At 61.3% G+C, this 15,415-nt stretch carries 21 protein-coding genes; 17 read left to right on the top strand and 4 right to left on the bottom strand.

All coding sequences use genetic code 11. The features are described 5' to 3' along the window. Nucleotides 1–189: 189 nt before the first annotated feature. Nucleotides 190–636 carry a hypothetical protein gene (locus LE197_RS21500; protein ID WP_021263367.1) on the bottom strand — a complete coding sequence of 149 codons (447 nt, stop codon included), beginning with the start codon at nt 634–636 and terminating at the stop codon, nt 190–192. Nucleotides 637–1,572: 936 nt separating this feature from the next. Continuing rightward, nucleotides 1,573–2,010 carry a hypothetical protein gene (locus tag LE197_RS21505; RefSeq protein ID WP_010792221.1) on the bottom strand — a complete coding sequence of 146 codons (438 nt, stop codon included), beginning with the start codon at nt 2,008–2,010 and terminating at the stop codon, nt 1,573–1,575. A 177-nt stretch (nt 2,011–2,187) separates the two neighbouring features. Here LE197_RS21505 and LE197_RS21510 point away from each other — a divergent pair, with 177 nt between their 5' ends. The 10 genes from LE197_RS21510 to LE197_RS21555 all read left to right on the top strand — a co-directional run bounded on the left by LE197_RS21510 (nt 2,188) and on the right by LE197_RS21555 (nt 9,889). Further along, on the top strand, nt 2,188–2,373 hold the full coding sequence (locus tag LE197_RS21510) for a hypothetical protein (protein ID WP_010792222.1): 186 nt from the start codon (nt 2,188–2,190) through the stop codon (nt 2,371–2,373). Beyond that, entirely contained in the window at nt 2,363–2,890 is a 528-nt protein-coding gene (locus tag LE197_RS21515; protein ID WP_003120967.1) for a hypothetical protein, read from the top strand. Before LE197_RS21510 ends, LE197_RS21515 begins: the two co-directional genes overlap by 11 nt. Next, nucleotides 2,887–3,144: a hypothetical protein gene (locus LE197_RS21520; RefSeq protein WP_003117031.1), complete on the top strand. Its 258-nt coding sequence runs from the start codon at nt 2,887–2,889 to the stop codon at nt 3,142–3,144. The genes LE197_RS21515 and LE197_RS21520 overlap by 4 nt, the downstream gene beginning before the upstream one ends. 477 nt (nt 3,145–3,621) lie before the next feature. Further along, entirely contained in the window at nt 3,622–3,855 is a 234-nt protein-coding gene (locus LE197_RS21525; protein ID WP_003103841.1) for a hypothetical protein, read from the top strand. After that, nucleotides 3,855–4,877 carry a nucleoid-associated protein YejK gene (gene yejK, locus LE197_RS21530; protein WP_034005342.1) on the top strand — a complete coding sequence of 341 codons (1,023 nt, stop codon included), beginning with the start codon at nt 3,855–3,857 and terminating at the stop codon, nt 4,875–4,877. Before LE197_RS21525 ends, yejK begins: the two co-directional genes overlap by 1 nt. Further along, nucleotides 4,874–5,764: a DNA adenine methylase gene (locus LE197_RS21535; RefSeq protein ID WP_003157039.1), complete on the top strand. Its 891-nt coding sequence runs from the start codon at nt 4,874–4,876 to the stop codon at nt 5,762–5,764. Before yejK ends, LE197_RS21535 begins: the two co-directional genes overlap by 4 nt. 20 nt (nt 5,765–5,784) lie before the next feature. Next, on the top strand, nt 5,785–6,054 hold the full coding sequence (locus LE197_RS21540; protein ID WP_003157038.1) for an Arc family DNA-binding protein: 270 nt from the start codon (nt 5,785–5,787) through the stop codon (nt 6,052–6,054). Next, nucleotides 6,051–7,778: a ParB family protein gene (locus LE197_RS21545; RefSeq protein WP_034005340.1), complete on the top strand. Its 1,728-nt coding sequence runs from the start codon at nt 6,051–6,053 to the stop codon at nt 7,776–7,778. Before LE197_RS21540 ends, LE197_RS21545 begins: the two co-directional genes overlap by 4 nt. Before the next feature lie 27 nt (nt 7,779–7,805). Further along, a complete protein-coding gene (locus LE197_RS21550; protein WP_003157035.1) occupies nt 7,806–8,561 on the top strand; it encodes a DUF2857 domain-containing protein in 756 nt (251 codons plus the stop codon). Between the two features lie 2 nt (nt 8,562–8,563). Continuing rightward, nucleotides 8,564–9,889, top strand: coding sequence for an STY4528 family pathogenicity island replication protein (locus tag LE197_RS21555; RefSeq protein ID WP_034000556.1), 1,326 nt, complete (start codon nt 8,564–8,566; stop codon nt 9,887–9,889). Between the two features lie 425 nt (nt 9,890–10,314). Here the strand turns inward: LE197_RS21555 and LE197_RS21560 are convergent, their stop codons facing one another. Together LE197_RS21560 and LE197_RS21565 are read right to left on the bottom strand one after the other, a co-directional pair. Continuing rightward, nucleotides 10,315–10,698, bottom strand: a complete 384-nt coding sequence (locus tag LE197_RS21560; protein WP_226033699.1) for a hypothetical protein — start codon at nt 10,696–10,698, stop codon at nt 10,315–10,317. Between the two features lie 213 nt (nt 10,699–10,911). Next, entirely contained in the window at nt 10,912–11,520 is a 609-nt protein-coding gene (locus LE197_RS21565) for a hypothetical protein (protein WP_058157281.1), read from the bottom strand. Here LE197_RS21565 and LE197_RS21570 point away from each other — a divergent pair. The 7 genes from LE197_RS21570 (at nt 11,520) to crpP (ending at nt 15,380) form a co-directional block, all read left to right on the top strand. Then, the gene (locus LE197_RS21570) at nt 11,520–11,759 is read left to right on the top strand and encodes a hypothetical protein (protein WP_003149503.1); all 240 of its coding nucleotides are present in this window, start codon (nt 11,520–11,522) and stop codon (nt 11,757–11,759) included. The genes LE197_RS21565 and LE197_RS21570 overlap by 1 nt on opposite strands. A gap of 212 nt (nt 11,760–11,971) precedes the next feature. Further along, a complete protein-coding gene (locus tag LE197_RS21575; RefSeq protein WP_003149505.1) occupies nt 11,972–12,700 on the top strand; it encodes a PFL_4669 family integrating conjugative element protein in 729 nt (242 codons plus the stop codon). Between the two features lie 5 nt (nt 12,701–12,705). Next, entirely contained in the window at nt 12,706–13,254 is a 549-nt protein-coding gene (locus tag LE197_RS21580) for a DUF3158 family protein (protein WP_003149507.1), read from the top strand. A 47-nt stretch (nt 13,255–13,301) separates the two neighbouring features. After that, complete coding sequence (locus tag LE197_RS21585) at nt 13,302–14,132, top strand: Rha family transcriptional regulator (RefSeq protein ID WP_003149509.1); 831 nt, start codon at nt 13,302–13,304, stop codon at nt 14,130–14,132. A 29-nt stretch (nt 14,133–14,161) separates the two neighbouring features. Beyond that, nucleotides 14,162–14,647 carry a single-stranded DNA-binding protein gene (locus LE197_RS21590; RefSeq protein WP_003149511.1) on the top strand — a complete coding sequence of 162 codons (486 nt, stop codon included), beginning with the start codon at nt 14,162–14,164 and terminating at the stop codon, nt 14,645–14,647. 107 nt (nt 14,648–14,754) lie between these two features. Beyond that, nucleotides 14,755–15,108 (top strand): helix-turn-helix domain-containing protein, encoded by a 354-nt coding sequence (locus LE197_RS21595; protein ID WP_003120979.1) that lies wholly within the window; start codon nt 14,755–14,757, stop codon nt 15,106–15,108. Between the two features lie 74 nt (nt 15,109–15,182). Continuing rightward, nucleotides 15,183–15,380 carry an ICE-associated protein CrpP gene (crpP, locus tag LE197_RS21600; protein WP_071580329.1) on the top strand — a complete coding sequence of 66 codons (198 nt, stop codon included), beginning with the start codon at nt 15,183–15,185 and terminating at the stop codon, nt 15,378–15,380. The last annotated feature ends 35 nt before the right edge of the window (nt 15,381–15,415 follow it).

Below are 15,415 nucleotides of genomic sequence, written 5' to 3' on the forward strand. Positions count from 1 at the left end.
GTGAGGACATACCATACGGAGGGCTACGCCCAAGCTGGGTGGCTCAGCGGCTCGAGCAGGAGGGATTGATTAGTCACCGGTGCGGGGCAGTCTTGCACTGGCAGGAGCACGGCTATCGCTTTTCCACGGTGGTCAGGATCGACCCCGAACAGATTTGGCCCGATAAGCGCTCGAGACCCGAAGCATTCGTTACCGGACCACTAGATAGCCAGGAGCTTGGGGTAATTGAAATCCTGGCGCATCCGAACGCCAGACGTCGTAGTCCGTCCCCGGTGCGCCTGGCAGCACTGGTTCGATCTTCGCTAGCCATACCTGCTGAGCCTCTTCATCCCATTGCAAATCCGCCAGCTCTTCATGCAGTGCTAGCCACCTATCCCGAATTGGCATCTCCCGAATGGTTTCCAGTGGCCAGGAGTAGCAACGCATGAGCGCATACTCAATGGCATCCATGCCCCATAGCCTCCAGCCTTTGTCACGTGCCAGTGAGTTACCAAGGGTACACAGCACAAAGACTTGGCTTATCCATTGCGCTCTGGCCATCGTCATAGGCAATCCGTCCCCCTTTTGTGAGTCAGGAACGCATGCCTGGATCTGGATAAGCATCTCGTCGTATCCAAAGCGGTATTCGTTCTTCATGCCGGACCTCCTGTGGTCTGGGTGGGTTTGTTTGGCGACGCCAACCTTACCACCGGATGCGTCCGGCTCCCTTTCGCGCCTGTGGCCACAGGCTGCACGACGCCCTGCCGTCCCTGCCCTCCCCTCCGATCTCTCGCCGGCGGGAGCCGGCAAGGAGTCTAGTCATGCGTGACCAGCAACCTGCTACCAATCCTCCCCAGCCTTGCGCCCAGAGTCCAAGTCCAGACTGGCTCCAAGACCTGTCCCATGCACTGATCGAGTCACTCATGGCCGAGCCCAGTGGTTTTCATGGCGAAGCACAGGCAGAGGCCTTCCTGCGAGCTCATTTGGCACGGCTCCCCCACTACGAACGACTGGGGCTGTCGAAGGCTAATCTCGTTCCCCTGATGCAAGATATCTTCAGGCAACTGCAGCACACCTTTTCTTTCCTGGGTATCGATGCGACCTGGCTCAGGCAGCGCCAGCTCGAGCGACAAGTCGCTCAGACGAATGCTTACTCTGTCTTGAAGGCACTGCAAAGCGCCGTTGCACAGTTGCGGACCCACGAAGGGCCGAGCCCCGTACTCTGGTTAACGGGGCTCGACCGGACGACCCGGCCGTTCGTTCGGGCTTCGGCATTAGAGGGAGCCCTACGCCAAGCACTTACCGACAAAGGCTGGACGACCTCGCAGATCGAGGACGCCTGGCCAAGCGCAGGCCTGCAACCTTACCTACAGGCCCTTGGCCTGTGCCGGCAGACGCTCGCCTTCGCGCTTGACGACCCCAGCCAAGCCCTGGACCTGCCAACCCAGCGTGCAGCCATCCTGGCCGCTCATGACGAACTCATCATTGAGCTGAGGGGGCGGCCTCTCTGGGAGAGCTGGAACAGTCCGCCAGCAGACTACGAATGGGGTGAGAGAGCGACCGTTCCAATGACCTCTAGCTCGTCCACGGATACTACTGGGCAAACGCTTCCCGCCACACCTCGAGGTCGTCCTTCCTACTATCTATGGGAACTGGTCCCCACACCTGTCTCTCATCGCGCCACACCCGACGCGCCTCTTCCGGGACATGAAGCGGCTCCAGCTCATCGCAAATGGCTAGCCATTTATGAGCAGGAGACAGCGCCTGCACCTGCGGCGGCGTCCAGGAGTAGCGTCTTATGAGCGCGAAATCGATCGCGACGACCTCACCCAGGGGCCAACTGTACTTCTCTGCAAGTGCAGTGCCCAAGACGTTGAGCAAATACTGCTGCTGGAGCACCACTACATCTTCAGTGGCCAGCGGCTGGTCCTTTTCCAAACCATTGTCCTTCCTATATCGCTCGATTAGGCGGGTGAGTATGCGCTCGTACGCCTTTACACCCTGCGACATCCCCTCTTTGCCTGCGTTCATGCCGGACCTCCTGTGGTCTGTCTGGTTTTGGTTCGCACCGCCGACCTTACCACCGGATGCGTCCGGCTCCCTTTTAGCAGCGACCGTCACGCCTTCAGCGCTACCGGTCCTGCAACCTCATTTTTCATCTCATCTTCAACTGCCAGTTGCTGGCCCACGCCGGCAAGGAGCCCATGCATGAACACTTCCCAGCACCTGGTCACCCACCAGTGCATGAATTGTGGCCGGCACCACCCACACCACTTGGTGCGCCAGGTTCTCCCCGCCGAGAACACCCCAGAAGGAGAAGCCGAGGTGTTGGTCTGCCCCTGCTGCGGGAGCTACGACGTCCATCAGTTGGAGGCTGTCTTTGATGAACACTGAAGCCCGCTTTCCGAGTATCCACGCCTCGGCCGCGTTCACCGACTCGGCAGTGGTTCATGCCAATCACGTTGGGGTCAACCCCATCGAGCTGGACGCCCTCAGCCAAGTGATCTCGCGCCTTTCGCGGGACGAGAGCACGGTCGCACCCAGTTCGATGGAGCGAGAGCTTCGTGAGCTGGAGGAACTGGGGTACATCGAAATCTCGACCACCCAGGCCGGGACTCTGGTGGTCACTACGCGCGCTCCGGGGCAATTGCTTTCGGCTTACTTCTGGTCGGTATGGATCCCGCGACACCTGTTCAGTTGCTCGCTGAAAGTGAGCCTGGTGCCGTACCTCTGCTGCGGCACTCAGGACTCCCAGCACCTCACCGCCGTGTTCCGCATTGCAGGCAGCAAGGACGCCGCGCGTGAGTTCCTGCATCAGTTGGCCAACAACTATCCCGGGCATGAGCCGGAGTTGCCCGAACTGGTGGCCGTTCAGGTCGGTGATGCACTCAGCAAGGAGGCCGAATCATGAAGGCGTCCCAGACCTATCAGTGCATCGTCAAGTTCGATGGTGCCGGCTTCTGGACCAATACCATTAAGAAGCAGCGTGCGACCTGCACCTGGAGCGACAAGGTGGCAGCCTCCCGCCTTGACGAACGGCTGTTTGGCGAGGACAACGCCTACATCACCCGTATGCCGGCACAGGCAGGCGACCACGAAAAGCGCGTCGAGAGCCGCTGGGAGCTGTCCTGTGGCAATCCCAAGGAGGTAGCGTGCGATGGCTGACGTCACTGCCTACCGACCGCTCGAGCACTTCCAGAAAGGCGAGCTGATGCTCGAGCTCAAGTTGCGTGAAGGTCCTTCGTGGATCTGTCTGAACTGCGGCTATCACCTGGATGGCAGCGGCGCACAGCCCTGCCCTGACTGCGGAAAGTCGCGCTACTGGACCAGCGGTTGGAGTGTAGGTCGTGGCCATCGCTTCTCGGCAGCAAGGGAGAGTGGGAAAACCGCCTCAGGACACGGTCGCGGTCACCTGTCGCGTCAACGGCACCAGTAGCAACTGACGACGTATGCACTCAACTGCGCACAGAGGTCCGCATGCTGCGTTCCGCGCATGACGACCTGGCCTGCAGCCGGCAGAGCGATCGTCGCAGCCTTCAGGCGCTGGTGAAACGTCTCCTGGATGCCGCCGCCACCGATAGCCTTCCCGCTCCCTTGCAGAGATGGAGACCTGGCTGCAGCTCAACAGCGAGGAGACCACGAATGCGTAGTTTCCTTCGCGGCGCCCGGGAAAGCGTTCGCCGGCTGGTGGCCTTCGCTCAAGCCGAAGGCTGGAGCGTCGACCGCTCCGCCGGCGGCCACTTGAAGCTCAGCAAGATCGGCTGCGCCTCGATCTTCATCTCTTCCACGCCAAGCGACGCACGCGGCGAGCTCAATGCCCGCGCCCTGCTCCGTCGAGCCGACAGGCAGCGTTCCCTGAACCAGGAGTCTTTCTGATGCCTATCAAACACGCCATCGTCCACCTGATCGAGAAGAAGCCCGACGGCACCCCGGCCGTGCTCCACGCGCGCGACGCCGAACTGGGCGGCTCCCAGGCCATCGAGAACCTGCTGGCCGACCTCAACGAAAGCTACAACGCCAAGAACAAGGCCTGGGGCTTCTTCTACGGCGAGTCCGGCGCCTACCCGTTCAGCGGCTGGCTCGGCGAGTACCTGGAGGGCGACCGCGATTTCGTCGGCTTCAGCCGCGAAGCGGTGGAGCACCTGCAGAAGCTGATGGAAGAGTCCAACCTCTCCACCGGCGGCCACGTCCTGTTCGCCCACTACCAGCAGGGCATGACCGATTACCTGGCGATCGCCCTGCTGCACCACAGCGAAGGCGTGGCGGTGAACGAGTCGCTGGAGGTCACCCCGTCGCGCCATCTGGACCTCGGCCAGTTGCACCTGGCCGCGCGGATCAATATCTCCGAATGGCGTAACAACAAGCAGTCGATGCAGTACATCTCGTTCATCAAGGGCAAGGGCGGGAGAAAGCTCTCCGACTACTTCCGCGACTTCATCGGCTGCCAGGAAGGGGTCGATTCGCCGGGCGAAACCCGCACCCTGCTCAAGGCCTTCAGCGACTTCGTGGAAAGCGAGGGCATGGCCGAGCAGCAGGCCCGCGAGAAGACCGAGACGCTGGTCGACTACGCCACCTCGCAGGCGCGCATCGGCGAGCCGATGACCCTCGACGCGCTCTCGGAACTGATGGACGACCAGCAACCGCGGGCGTTCTACGACTACATCCGCAACAAGGACTACGGCCTGTCGCCGGAAATCCCGGCGGACAAGCGCACCCTCAACCAGTTCCGCCGATTCACCGGCCGCGCCGAGGGCCTGTCGATCAGCTTCGAGGCGCACCTGCTGGGCTCCAGGATCGAGTACGACGAGGAGCGCGACACGCTGCAGATCAGCAGTCTCCCCACTCAGCTTCGCGACCAGCTCAAGCGCCGCAAGGCGGAGCAGGAGAGCACGTCATGAAAGGGGTTCGTCGCCCAATCCTGCGCTACCACGGAGGCAAGTGGAAGCTTGCTCCCTGGATCATCCAGCACCTGCCGCCACATCACACTTACGTCGAGCCCTTCGGCGGCGCAGCCTCCGTCCTGCTCCGGAAAGCCCGCAGCTACGCCGAGATCTATAACGACCTCGACGGGGACGTGGTGAACCTTTTCCGCGTCGCGCGCGATCACGGAGAGAAGCTGCGCCAAGCCCTGACTCTCACTCCATTTGCTCGGGACGAGTTCGAAGCCAGCTACGTCGAAACAACCGATCCGCTCGAGCGCGCTCGGCGATTGGTGATCCGAAGCTTGCAAGGTTTCGGTACCGCAGCTGCGTCCGGCGAACGTACAGGGTTCCGCTCAACCTCGACCAGATCCGGTACCGGACCTGCACTGGACTGGCGCAACTACCCCGACACGCTGACCGCGATAACAGAACGCCTGCAGGGCGTGGTGATCGAGAACCGCGACGCCCTCGCGCTGATGGAGTATCACGACCGGCCGAATACGCTGCACTACGTGGACCCGCCTTACGTCCACTCGACCCGCAGCACGAAGGTGCGCCACAACGCAACCGGCAAGTCGTACAGGTACGAACTGGACGACAACCAGCACAAAGAGCTGGCGGCACTCCTCAAACGGCTGCGCGGCATGGTGGTGCTTTCCGGATACCCCTGCCCCCTCTACGACGAGCTCTACAGCACCTGGCACAGAGTCGACCGCCACGCCTATGCAGACGGCTCCAGAGAGCGAATCGAGTGCCTCTGGCTGAACAGCGCTGCGCTAGAGGGGCTGGCACAACTGGACTTCTTCCAGGCCAGCAATGCGTCTCCATCGCCCTCATTCCAGACCACGGCCGCTCATTACTGAGCGATCTGCAGGAGAACAACATGAAGAACGTTACTTCGATCGACCGCAAACACGCAGAAGACAAGTTTGTTGTACGCATGCCGCAAGGGCTCCGCGATCAACTCAAGCAAAAAGCCGCGGATAACCACCGCTCGGCCAACAGCGAGATCGTCTACCGGCTGGAGCGCAGCAACGAGCTCGAAGAAGAACTCGCTCGAGCGAACCGAATGGTCGACGAGCTCTTCGCCAAGAACCAGCGTCTGCAGGCAGAGCTGGCTGCGGCGAACACGCCTCAGGTGGCGGAGGCATGAGTATGGCCAAGATCAACCCGCAAGATCTGAAAGACCGGCTACTTGCCCCTGGTTTTACCGCGCCGCCGGTTCTGGAGCAGTTGTCGGACCCGATCAGCGACACGCCCATGAGGCTGACACTCCACGACGTCCTCCCCTGGCACGATAACCCCCGGACCACTCGCAACCCCAAATTCGACGAGATCAAAGAGTCGATCCGGCACCGAGGCCTCGATACGCCACCACCGGTGACCCGGCGCCCCGGGGAAGACAAGTACCGGATCCGCAACGGCGGCAACACCCGCCTCGAGGCGCTCAACGAGCTCTACAAGGAGACCGGAGACGAGCGCTATTTCCGCTTCAACTGCCTGTTCAGGCCCTGGGACAAGCAGCGCGGCGAAATCATCGCGCTGACTGGCCACCTGGCTGAGAACGATCTGAAGGGCGACCTCAAGTTCATCGAGCGAGCCGTCGGCATTCAGAAAGCGAAAGCCTGGTATGAGAAGGAGAAAGGAGAACCGGTCGGCATCCGCGAGCTATCTCGGAAGCTCACCGATGACGGCTATCCGGTCTCGCACTCTCACATCAGCAGGATGCTGGATGCCGTTGAGATACTGCTTCCAGCCATTCCAAGCATGCTGTACTCGGGCCTGGGAGTTGATCGTGTCTCTCGCATTCTCTCACTGCGCAAGGCTTCCCTGGGCTGCTGGAAACGCCTCTACTCCGGTGAGGGTGTCGACTTCGAGATGCTGTTCCAGGACACACTGGCAATCTTCGACAGTAGCCCTGACGAATTCATTTTCGAGCGTTTCCAGGACGAACTCATCGGCCAGATGAAGCGTCCCCTGGGCCTGCGTTATGACCAGATCCTGCTCGAGATCACCAACGGGCAGCAGGAACAACGCCGCGGCACTCTGGTCGACCTGCCCACACCTGCCGGGCCACCTGAAATTCCACCAGTTGGGCAGGAAAACCCTGCTGCGTCGTCTACTGGGCAAGCACAAATACAGAGCCCCGCTACCGGCCTCCAAACGTCCAAGACCAAGAGCCCCCCGGGTACATCTACCCTGCCAGCTCCGCCACCAGTCCAACAACAGCAACTGACCGACGAGGAGCGTGCAGCGGTCTTGGCAGGCCATATCGTGAGCCCGGTATCGACCAAGATCCAGCAGACTCGCCAACGGCTTGCCGGCCTTGAGGGTGAACATCTACCTGTCTTCGATGAAACAGCCCTGCAGGCAATCCCAGTGCAAGTCGGCGGTCTGCACCCGATCACCGACCTCTGGTACATCGAGCGGTCGATCGATACCCCCGAGATCCTGCGACAGCACATCGCTGACCTGGCTGAAGAGATCGCTCTGCACGTCGGCGCCCCTGGCGAAATCGTCAGGATCCAGGGCGGTGTGGGTTACACGTATCGCGAGCCCAATGAAGACCGTGAGATTACTGATTCAGCGCTGCACCTCATGACGCTGCTTCAAGCGCTCAGCGGCCAGGTCCAAGTCGTTCTGAACACTCACGATCAACAGACCTGCCGCGATGCACTGGGTGAATTCCAGTTCTCAGCTGGCTTCGCTCAGTTGCTGCTGGGTCAACCCACAACAAGCGATCAACCATCCAGCCAGGCAGGACGTCTCAATGACGCAGCCCTGGTGAAACTGTTCCGAATCATTCGTCTTGCCCGACGTCTGGTTGACCTTGAGCTGCCGCCGGCCGCCTCCGAGCAAGCAGCTACCGACCAGTGATTTCGCACGACTTGGGGAGAGATCGACATGTCGAAGTCGTTGATCAATGAAGCGGTGCTGACCCAGGTGCTCAACCACCTGCGCAACGGCCAGCTCAGGCGTTGTGCCGAGATGGGGCTACGGCCGGAAATTCTGGCTCAGCTCCAACAGCCTGCCGTCATGAGCATCCTGACCAATACCCCGGTTTCCTGGGTAGACGTCAGAGTGAACATCGACGTCATGGAGAAAATCCTGGCCACCGCCGAGCGCAGCGCGCAGGAAGAGCTGCAAATCGAGCGCGCACTGAAGCTAGGAGCCACCACCACGATGATCCAGAGCTTCTTCGGCCTGTCGCCGGAGGACACCGCCACCAAGCGCTTGATCCTGGAGATCCACCCGCGCCGCGGTCGCTGGCGGCAGCTCGATGAACAGATCGAGCGCCAGATTTGGTTCCGCTGGGAGCATCTGATGCATGAAAACCAGGTCCGCCTTGAGGACAGCATGGAGTTGCTGGACATCGCGATGATCCTCACAGAGGAAATCAACGCCGGAATCGAACAAGACAGTCCAGAGTTCATCAGCCTCGCCATCGTTTGGTCTCTCATCCAGAGTTGGTTGAAAGACAACCTCTATCAACCAAACAGGAAAGGACAGGCCAAGCCCACCACCATTTACCTGGCCAGCGTCAGCGCTCACCTCCCCTCGCCTGCGGCTCACCCGCCACAGAGTCCCGCCCTGAAGATTGAGTCTGCGCAGCAGCAACTCCTCAACCTGGTTCAGTCGGATGGCGATACGACACCATGACCATGAGGCTGTCGCGCTTTCCCATTTCGACCTTGCTGGACTCGGCCTCGGGACATCTCGAGGACCACTTGTTTAAGAAGCGGCTTGCTGCCGAAAGCGGCGAACCGCTGGCTCAACAATATTCCGGCATCATTTTCAGCGGCAACCCGCATGAAACCGTTCCTCGGCGCCTGCTGCTGGATAAACGCCTCACCCCGCTGGAGCGGAACTGTTGGCAAGTGTTCCGCTTGCTCATCAACGACGACGGGCTGACCGCGTTCCCGACATACGAGCAGTTGCGCCCCTACCTCGGCATGCAACCGGGCAAGATTGCCTCGCGCGAAACCATCGCCAAGGCACTCACGGTCCTTCGTTTGACACGCTGGCTCAGTCTTGGTCGGCGACTGCGCAACGATCTCAACGGGCAGGTGCAAGGCAACGTCTACATCCTTCACGACGAGCCTGTCTCTCCAGCCGAAGCCTTGGAGCTGGACAGCGACTACATGCAATTGCTGAGCCAATCCACCGACCACAGCAACCGAGCCATACGCGAAATCGGCCAGATCACCTGGCGGGAGTTCAGGGATGACCCGGACGTTGGTCGCCGCCTCCCAACCCATCTGGAGAAGCTCGAGGGACGCTTGAACCACCAGCAATGGGCTATCGATAGTCAGCTCGAAGCGGATCCAGCGGCAGAGTTCGGCATCCGAACTCTGCCCGATCTACCTCATTCAACCCCGAGTTCGGAAGCCGAACTCAGTGAAATCAGCAACAAGCAATGCGCTTTACCGCTGAGTTCGGATGCCGAACCCAGACAGAATCCGCCGAGTACGCCCTTGGTTCGGATGCCGAACTCATATAGTACGTATACATACAAACAAGATTCTGTATGTAAAAAACCAGTACAACCGCGAGCACGCGAGGAAGCCCATCCGAACTGGCAGGACCTCCTGCACGCACTGGAGGCCGAGCAACGGATCCAGGCGGTAAGCGCGCTCCGACGGGTGTCCGAGGATCTTCGGCTACCCATCATCGAGCAGTGGCGGCACCGATGTGCCGGCGGAACCGTCGGTAATCCGTTCGGCTACCTCATGACGCTCATCCAGCGTGCAGTCCAGGGCAAGTTCAACGCTTCTTGGGCTCCGGAAGAACCGGCTGAGCGAACCATCCTCGCAACGGAACGCCCCATTCGTGCTCCGGCACCATCAAGCCCCATAGCGCCTACACAGCCTCAGGTCCAGCCCAGGGGGGATACCCGGACAGGGAGCGAGGTCCTCAGCCAGCTCAAGGACCTCATTCGGCCCAGGCACGGATCGAGCGTGCCAACTGAGCGGGGTGATGAGCCATGAGAAAGTCTCGGTCGGGCGTCGTGTTTTTTGGTGATGCGGCCCGCATCACTCTCCCAGGTCCTGACCTCGGCACCGGTGGCGAGCTGGGTGGTGCGGGCCGCACCACTCTGCCAAGGAACGACCTCGGCGCCGGCGGCGAGCTGGGTGGTGCGGGCCGCACCACTCTGCCAGGACCAAGCCACGGCACCGGCGGCGAGCTGGGTGGTGCGGGCCGCACCACTCTGCCAGGACCAAGCCACGGCACCGGCGGCGAGCTGGGTGGTGCGGGCCGCACCACTCTGCCAGGACCAAGCCACGGCACCGGCGGCGAGCTGGGTGGTGCGGGCCGCACCACTCTGCCAAGGAACGACCTCGGCGCCGGCGGCGAGCTGGGTGGTGCGGGCCGCAACACTCTGCCAAGGATCGACCTCGGCGCCGGCGGCGAGCTAGGTGATTCGGCCCGAATCACTTCGCCAGGTCCTGACCTCGGCGCCGGCGGCGAGCTGGGTGGTGCGGGCCGCACCACTCTGCCAGGACCAAGCCACGGCGCCGGCGGCGAGCTGGGTGGTGCGGGCCGCAACACTCTGCCAGGACCAAGCCACGGCACCGGCGGCGAGCTGGGTGGTGCGGGCCGCACCACTCTGCCAAGGATCGACCTCGGTGCCGGCGACGAGCTGGGTGTTTCGGCCCGCAACACTCTGCCAAGGATCGACCTCGGTGCCGGCGGCGAGCTGGGTGGTGCGGGCCGCACCACTCTGCCAGGACCAAGCCACGGCGCCGGCGGCGAGCTGGGTGGTGCGGGCCGCAACACTCTGCCAGGACCAAGCCACGGCACCGGCGGCGAGCTGGGTGGTGCGGGCCGCACCACTCTGCCAAGGATCGACCTCGGTGCCGGCGACGAGCTGGGTGTTTCGGCCCGCAACACTCTGCCAAGGATCGACCTCGGTGCCGGCGACGAGCTGGGTGTTGCGGCCCGCACCACTCTGCTAGGACCAAGCCACGGCACCGGCGGCGAGCTGGGTGGTGCGGGCCGCACCACTCTGCTAGGACCAAGCCACGGCACCGGCGGCGAGCTGGGTGGTGCGGGCCGCACCACTCTGCCAGGACCAAGCCACGGCACCGGCGGCGAGCTGGGTGTTTCGGCCCGCAACACTCTGCCAAGGATCGACCTCGGTGCCGGCGGCGAGCTGGGTGTTTCGGCCCGCAACACTCTGCCAAGGATCGACCTCGGTGCCGGCGACGAGCTGGGTGTTGCGGCCCGCAACACTCTGCCAGGACCAAGCCACGGCGCCGGCGGCGAGCTGGGTGTTGCGGCCCGCAACACTCTGCCAGGACCAAGCCACGGCGCCGGCGGCGAGCTGGGTGTTGCGGCCCGCAACACTCTGCCAAGGATCGACCTCGGTGCCGGCGACGAGCTGGGTGTTTCGGCCCGCAACACTCTGCCAAGGATCGACCTCGGTGCCGGCGGCGAGCTGGGTGTTTCGGCCCGCACCACTCTGCCAGGACCAAGCCACGGCACCGGCGGCAAGATGGGTGATTCCACTGGAATCACTCTGCCAGGGATCCACTTCGGTATCGGCGGCAAGATGGGTGTTTCGGGCCGAAACACTTCGCCAAAGCGAGGCATCACCACTCACGAGGAACTCAAACAATGTTCTTGAGCATGGCCCCTTTCTTTTTGGTCGTTCTCGTTCTTTCTGCACTTTTTACAGATGCGTGGAACGACCGAGAACTCAGGCTGTTGTTAATGCTGACCGTGTTCGGGTATTCAGTAACCGTGTTGACCATTACGGTTGAGATGTATCGCTTTGAAATGGCAGAAAAAGCGATGTGGGGAGCTTCATGCAACAAAGCCAACTACATGAACTGCCAACCAGATTACCAACGGTAGAGATACCCAAGTCGGCGCCAACGGCAAGATGAGTGTTTCCACTGGAACCACTCCACCAGGAACTGACTTCGGCGCCGACAGCGAGCTGGGTGCCTTGCTCCGAGTCGCCATGGGAAATTCCCCAGCGACGAACCATGTATTTCCTACTGCGCGCTCCTACCCCGATCAGCACGATGTGGCCGAACCCCTTCCCTATATAGGAACACTGCACCATGGCTGAAACCCATCGGCTTCAGATCGGCTCTCTCCGCAGCGATGTCGCCCTGACGCTTCACACCTATCACGCCGCCCGCATCTGGACCGGCCGGCAGAAGTCGGATGCCAAGCACAGCATCCTCGGCCTCTCCGGCTTCTGCGCATACGTGAATCGCATGCACCGCGGGGCAGCACAGGACGATCCGTACTCCGACTGGTGGCTGCTTCAGATCGAAGAGAAAGTCGAGAGCTGCCAAGCCGCACTCAAGGCCATCGACCAGCGACTGGATGACGTCATGGCCAAGCTGCCCGCGACCCTCGATATCTCCGAGAACCTGTCCGTCACACCGGTCAAGGTCCCGTTGTTCATCTCCAACCCTCTCGGCTTCAAGGCAGTCTATCTCCTGACCAACTACGACGAACTCGCCCGTCGAATCCTGCTGGCCCAGCACGTCGGGCTGGTCGGTCGCCGCGACATGGAGGTCTGGCTCGACGAAGGCGCGTCGGTGCTGCGCAGCCTCTTTGGTCTGGCCCAGAGCTACCAGTTCTCGGGTGCCACTCGCGACGACTTCGCCGCAAACAATGCTCGCGCCGAAGCCGCGCGGAAGATGTACGAGAAGTTCGGCGAGATCCCGCAGGACATCCTGGAGGGCACTCGACGCTCGAACTTCGCTCCGCCGATCACCCGGGGCCGCTCTGACGGTGATGCCGATGATGACGCTGACCGTGTCGAGCTCGAGGACTGATCGGAATGCGGCAGCTCGATAAGGACCAGCAAGGCGCTCTGCAACAAAGTGCCTTCCGCCCACTGCAACAAACTGCCTTCCAGGCGTTGCAACACAGTGCCTCACTAAAAGGCCTTTTAAAGCCTTTTAAAGGTAATAGGGAGCTGGCCCAGTTGGCGGAACAGTGCGAAGCCCTGGAGCAGGGATTACTGGAACTTGCCCAGGGACTGCTGGCCCAGGTTCGTCGCCCTCCCTTCACTCTTCTGCCCACCCGACTCATCGAGCAGCGTACATCCGCCCACACAACCTTTCTTCGCTGGCAGCACATTGCAACCCGGCGGATGGGCGTCGGGGTGTGGGCGGAAATGCTGCGCCAGGACAAGACCCCGGAATACCTGCTGCAAGACCTCTACGAGATGGAGCTGCAGCGCATCACCCTCAACATGCAGATCAGCCTGATCCACTCCATCGGCAAGCAGGCCGCAGAGTGCGCGGAGAAGATGGACCAGGCCGAGGCCGAGTTCATGGGCCGACTGCAGCAGAGTCAGACCCGCCCTGGTTCCGTGGGCATGTAGCTGTACCGCTCTACCTTCGACGAAGCAATCACCAACGGAGAGACAACATGAGCAACATCAGCAGCAAGACCGTTTCCAACACCAAAGCCCAGCCCTCCACCGAGGTCAGCGTCGAGATCATCGGCGGCAAGCCCACCACGACCAGCCTCGACGTCGCCAAGCATTTTCGGAAGAGGCACGACAACGTGTTACGGGATATCAAAAACTTGGAATGTCCCGAGGATTTTGCACTCCTCAATTTTGAGGAGTGTTCCCGCACGGGAGCGAACAACAGGCCAGAGCCATACGTGCGCATGACTCGCGACGGCTTCACCCTTCTCTGCATGGGGTTCACTGGCAAGGAAGCTATGCACTGGAAGGTCGCTTACATCAACGCCTTCAACAAGATGGAACAGGCGATCATCGAGCAACCCGAGATCCTCAGCCACAACCACCTGCTCCAGTTCGCTATCAAGACCCTCGACCTGATGCGCGACCACACCCTCGGCGAGCCGGCCCGCCCCAGGACAGAACAGGTCGTATGCAACTACCTGGCCGTCGAGTCCTTGAACGCGGCGACTCCCGAGCAGATCAAGCAGGCCCTGAACTTCCTCCAGGGTCAGATCATCGGTGAAGGCGTGGCCGCCAAGTCCTTGCCCAGCGTGGCCGGCTCCTCCATCGCCAAGGACCTGCTCTACGGCCTGCTGCGCTCGGCCCACGATGCCGAGTTGCTGTTCAACTCCCTCTACGACAGCGGCGTCGAAAAGCTCGCCAGCGATGTGTTCAAGGAGCACATGGCCAACACCTTGGCCGCCACGTCACGACAGGCGCGCGAGCTGCTCGGGTACGTGGCCAGCCGCGCCACTCGCGCCCCCTTCAAACCACGCTCCACCCACTAACCCCCTACTCAACCGACTGGAGATTCATCATGGCTACCCCCGTCTTCTGGGAAGGCAACATCGGCTCGGCGCCGGAGCACCGCAGCTTCCCCAACGGCAACAATCCTCCGCGGCAGTTGCTGCGACTGAACGTGATGTTCGACAACTCGATTCCCGATGGGCAAGGCGGCTACAAGGATCGCGGCGGCTTCTGGTGCAGCGTCGAGTGGTGGCATCAGGATGCCCAGCGTTTCGCCGAACTGTTCACGAAAGGTATGCGCGTCAAGGTCGAAGGCAGGGCGATCATGGACCGCTGGCCGGACAAAGAGTCAGGCGAAGAAGTCCAGGCGCTGAAGGTCGAAGCCTCGCGCATTTCCATCCTTCCGCATCGCCTGGCCGAGGTCACCCTGTTGCCGTCTACCAACGGCCAGTCGACACAACATCAGTCTCGGCAGGTGCCGCAGCAACCTGCTCAGCAGGATGCGCAATCGCAGCAGGACTACGACAGCGCCTTCGACGACGACATCCCCATGTAGCAGGCGGCTTAATTTTTGGCCGCCCATTCGTGAAGCTGCGGGTGGCAAGCATCACTCTTCGCCGCCCGCAGCCTCTTAAAAACACTCGAGCAACTGGATCAACCACAATGATCGGAAATCGACTGAGGGAAGAAAGGCTTCGACTGGAAATGAGCCAAGACGCCTTTTCACAGCACTGTGGGGTGACGAAGAACACTCAGGTTTCGTATGAGAAGGGACGGCGCAGTCCCGATACCACCTATCTGCTTAAAGCCATCGAGATCGGAGTCGACGTTCTATACGTAGTCACTGGCCGACATGTTCCAGCGGCGGTGAAAGCGCTCACTCAAGAGCAGCTGGATATCCTCAATTACATGTCCGGAATGTCCGAGCAAAATCGCGCCGATCTCGTTCGCGTGGGAAGGGCAATGTATGACGCCAACCAGTTTCGAAGGATGGCGCCTGCAAACTCCCTGTCTTAATTTTGGCCGCCCGTTCGTGAAGTCTCTGGTGGCAAGGGCTTCCGATCCGGAAATCTCGCAGTACGAGGTGCAGTGTGTCAAAGAGAGCGACTGATACCGACAAGCTGGACAGACGACACTTCAACGATCCCCACCGGACTGTACGGGCTATTGGTGCTGAGGCCGCGCGGAAAGGGCTACGGGTGTTCGACTGCCCCTACAGTCATCCTGCTATGCGAGCGTCCTGGTTGAAAGGGTATGCCCAGGAGCAGCAACAGCAGCTCGACTTCTGATGACTTTACCCTTTAGTTCCTCCCGAAAACTGCAA

It is taken from the genome of Pseudomonas sp. PS1(2021), assembly GCF_020405165.1.
Classification (GTDB): Bacteria; Pseudomonadota; Gammaproteobacteria; order Pseudomonadales; family Pseudomonadaceae; genus Pseudomonas; species Pseudomonas aeruginosa.

Excerpts from the sequence above, each read along its gene's own strand:
- LE197_RS21500 (WP_021263367.1), bottom strand. The coding sequence starts at position 636 with ATGAAGAACGAATACCGCTTTGGATACGACGAGATGCTTATCCAGATC.
- yejK (WP_034005342.1), top strand. The coding sequence starts at position 3,855 with ATGCCTATCAAACACGCCATCGTCCACCTGATCGAGAAGAAGCCCGAC.
- LE197_RS21570 (WP_003149503.1), top strand. The coding sequence starts at position 11,520 with ATGTTCTTGAGCATGGCCCCTTTCTTTTTGGTCGTTCTCGTTCTTTCT.
- LE197_RS21590 (WP_003149511.1), top strand. The coding sequence starts at position 14,162 with ATGGCTACCCCCGTCTTCTGGGAAGGCAACATCGGCTCGGCGCCGGAG.
- LE197_RS21580 (WP_003149507.1), top strand. The coding sequence starts at position 12,706 with ATGCGGCAGCTCGATAAGGACCAGCAAGGCGCTCTGCAACAAAGTGCC.
- LE197_RS21525 (WP_003103841.1), top strand. The coding sequence starts at position 3,622 with ATGCGTAGTTTCCTTCGCGGCGCCCGGGAAAGCGTTCGCCGGCTGGTG.
- LE197_RS21540 (WP_003157038.1), top strand. The coding sequence starts at position 5,785 with ATGAAGAACGTTACTTCGATCGACCGCAAACACGCAGAAGACAAGTTT.
- LE197_RS21520 (WP_003117031.1), top strand. The coding sequence starts at position 2,887 with ATGAAGGCGTCCCAGACCTATCAGTGCATCGTCAAGTTCGATGGTGCC.
- LE197_RS21555 (WP_034000556.1), top strand. The coding sequence starts at position 8,564 with ATGAGGCTGTCGCGCTTTCCCATTTCGACCTTGCTGGACTCGGCCTCG.
- LE197_RS21535 (WP_003157039.1), top strand. The coding sequence starts at position 4,874 with ATGAAAGGGGTTCGTCGCCCAATCCTGCGCTACCACGGAGGCAAGTGG.
- LE197_RS21545 (WP_034005340.1), top strand. The coding sequence starts at position 6,051 with ATGAGTATGGCCAAGATCAACCCGCAAGATCTGAAAGACCGGCTACTT.
- LE197_RS21550 (WP_003157035.1), top strand. The coding sequence starts at position 7,806 with ATGTCGAAGTCGTTGATCAATGAAGCGGTGCTGACCCAGGTGCTCAAC.
- LE197_RS21515 (WP_003120967.1), top strand. The coding sequence starts at position 2,363 with ATGAACACTGAAGCCCGCTTTCCGAGTATCCACGCCTCGGCCGCGTTC.
- LE197_RS21585 (WP_003149509.1), top strand. The coding sequence starts at position 13,302 with ATGAGCAACATCAGCAGCAAGACCGTTTCCAACACCAAAGCCCAGCCC.
- LE197_RS21510 (WP_010792222.1), top strand. The coding sequence starts at position 2,188 with ATGAACACTTCCCAGCACCTGGTCACCCACCAGTGCATGAATTGTGGC.
- LE197_RS21505 (WP_010792221.1), bottom strand. The coding sequence starts at position 2,010 with ATGAACGCAGGCAAAGAGGGGATGTCGCAGGGTGTAAAGGCGTACGAG.
- LE197_RS21575 (WP_003149505.1), top strand. The coding sequence starts at position 11,972 with ATGGCTGAAACCCATCGGCTTCAGATCGGCTCTCTCCGCAGCGATGTC.
- LE197_RS21595 (WP_003120979.1), top strand. The coding sequence starts at position 14,755 with ATGATCGGAAATCGACTGAGGGAAGAAAGGCTTCGACTGGAAATGAGC.